Source organism: Hydrogenophaga sp. 70-12 (assembly GCF_001897365.1).
Taxonomy (GTDB): Bacteria; Pseudomonadota; Gammaproteobacteria; order Burkholderiales; family Burkholderiaceae_C; genus Hydrogenophaga; species Hydrogenophaga borbori.
In genome coordinates this window covers 1-2,189 of record NZ_MKSS01000197.1, presented here as the reverse complement: position 1 = coordinate 2,189, position 2,189 = coordinate 1, and the positions used below count along the sequence as shown (strand labels likewise).

The 2,189-nt window shown below is 73.1% G+C and carries 2 protein-coding genes; both read right to left on the bottom strand.

The window, feature by feature from the left end; all coding sequences use genetic code 11:
* On the bottom strand, positions 1-1,157 hold a 1,157-nt coding region (locus BGO22_RS11875; RefSeq protein WP_286850978.1), incomplete at its 3' end, for a PAS domain-containing protein.
* A 10-nt stretch (positions 1,158-1,167) separates the two neighbouring features.
* On the bottom strand, positions 1,168-1,968 hold the full coding sequence (locus BGO22_RS11870) for a phosphodiesterase (protein WP_070397612.1): 801 nt from the start codon (positions 1,966-1,968) through the stop codon (positions 1,168-1,170).
* Between the last annotated feature and the right edge of the window lie 221 nt (positions 1,969-2,189).

The window sequence follows — 2,189 nt, the reverse complement described above, 5'->3', positions numbered from 1 at the left end:
GCCTCGGTCACGTCGGTGGCCAGGCCGTGCCAGACCACGCTGCCGTCGGGCTCGCGCTGCGGCGTGCTGTCCAGGCTGAGCCAGCGCAGGCCCAGCGTGGGCAGCAGCACGCGGTAGGTTTCGCGCCAAGGCAGCAGGTGTTGCGCCGAGTAGGCCAGCGTGGCGATCACGCGCGCCCGGTCCTCGGGGTGCAGCACCTGGAACAGCTTGCGCGGCTCGCGCATGAGCGCGGCGGCGTCCTCGTCGAACAGCTCGCGCACGGCCTCGTTGATGTAGCCGAGCGCGGTGCGCCCGTCGGGCGTGAGGCGGGCCTGGTAGAAGATGCCCGGCACGCGCGCGGCGATGTTCTGCAGCAGCCGCAGTTGCTCGGCCAGCCGCTCGCTGGCCTCGCGCTCGGTGGTGATGTCCTGCACCACGCCGAAGTCGGTCTGCGGGTTGCCCTTGACCAGGGTCAGCCCCATGCGCGTGCGGAACCAGCGCACTTGGCCATCGGGGTGCAGCCAGCGGAAGGCCAGTTCGCGGCCGTCGCGGCGCTCGCGCGCGGCCAGCCAGGCGGCGCGGTCGTCCGGGTGGATGCCGGCGCGCACCTCGGCGCGGGTCAGGCGCTGGCTGCGCGGCCGTCCGGTGATGGCGAACAGGCCCGGCGACCAGAAGACCTCCTCGTCGTCCTCGGCGTTCGTCCAGTGGCCCAGGTGGGCGGTGCTCTCCATCACGCTGTGCAGCTCCACGCGCTGCTGCAGCTCCAGGTTGGTGGCGCGCAGGGCCTGGGCGGTCTGCTCGCGCGCCGCCTCGGCCAGCACCTCGCGGTCGGCCTGGGTGATCTGCACCAACAGCAGGGCCTCGGGCCGCTCATCCGTCACGGGCAGCTGCACCGCGTGCATGCGCACGAGGTGCGGGTCACCCCCCTTGAAGCGCACCACCGTGGGCGCCAGCGTGCCCGGCACCAGGGCCAGCGCGGCCGTGCGCTCGGCCTCGTCGTTCCAGTGGCCGAGCTCCACCGTGGTGCGCCCGATCGCGTCGCGCCGGGCGATGCCCGACAGCGCCTCCCAGGCCGCGTTGACGTCGATCACCAGGCCGTCGCTCACGCGCGTGACACAGGCGGCCACGGGCGAGAGCCGGAACAGCTCCTGGTACGGCAGCGGGGCTTCGGCGTCCATGGCGGGCGCCTCAGGCAAAGGGCTGCGTGCCGCCGAAGTCGCCGATCGGCACGGTATGGCTCACGAGCCGGCCACCGTGCCACAGGTGGAGTTGGAAGGCGGGGGGTTCCATGACGTATCCATCGGCCGACGACTGCAGCAAATTGAGCGCGATCTGATGCGCCGTGCTGGGGCAGACGCTGGCCACCGTGCCGCCGAAGCGCACCTGGATACTGCGGTGCAGATGGCCGCACAGGATGACCTGCACCTGGCCGTGCCGCCGCACGATCGCCTCCAGCGCCTCGGCGCCGTCCAGCAGGCCCATGGCGTCCATGTGGCCGATGCCGGTGGCGAACGGCGGGTGGTGCATGGCAACGACAGTGGGCGTGGCGTCCTCGGCCAGGCGCTGGTCGAGCCAGTCGAGCCGGCGCGCGCACAAGGCGCCGTGGCCCTGGCGCGGCACCACGGTGTCGAGCACCAGCAGGCGCAGCGGGCCCAGGCTGGCCGCGTACTGCCAGAAGCCCGGCAGGCGGGCGGTGTGCGGGCCGGCGCGGCCACCGAAGGCCTCGGCGAGGGCCTCGCGCTCGTCGTGGTTGCCCGCCACGGGGTACAGGGGCAGGTCGATGGGCGCGAGCAGTTCCAGCAGGTGGGCGTAGGACGCGGCGCCGCCAGCTTCCACCAGGTCGCCGGAGAGCAGCAGCGCGTCGGGCCGGGGTTGCAGCGCCGCTACGGCCTCCAGGCCGGCGCGCGCCATGGCGTTGGTGTCGACCACGCCGTTGGCCAGTTGGCCCGGCGCGCAGACGTGCAGGTCGGACACCTGGGCGATCAGCATGGGGAGAGCGGCGGGCTCGTGGGTGGGCGGGTGCCGGGCATTCACGCATCATCCACAGGCGCCCGGCGCCCGGCAAGCCTCCGAAACCCGAGGCCTCCCCCCATTTCGGGGGAGGCAGGCCAGTCGGGTTTGATGCCAGCTTTGGCGAGCAAGCGCGCGCAGCGGTCCTGCTCCATGCACAGGAGAGCGGCCGACGCCTGGCGGCCAAGGGATGGATGAAG

Excerpts from the sequence above, each read along its gene's own strand:
- BGO22_RS11870 (WP_070397612.1), bottom strand. The coding sequence starts at position 1,968 with ATGCTGATCGCCCAGGTGTCCGACCTGCACGTCTGCGCGCCGGGCCAA.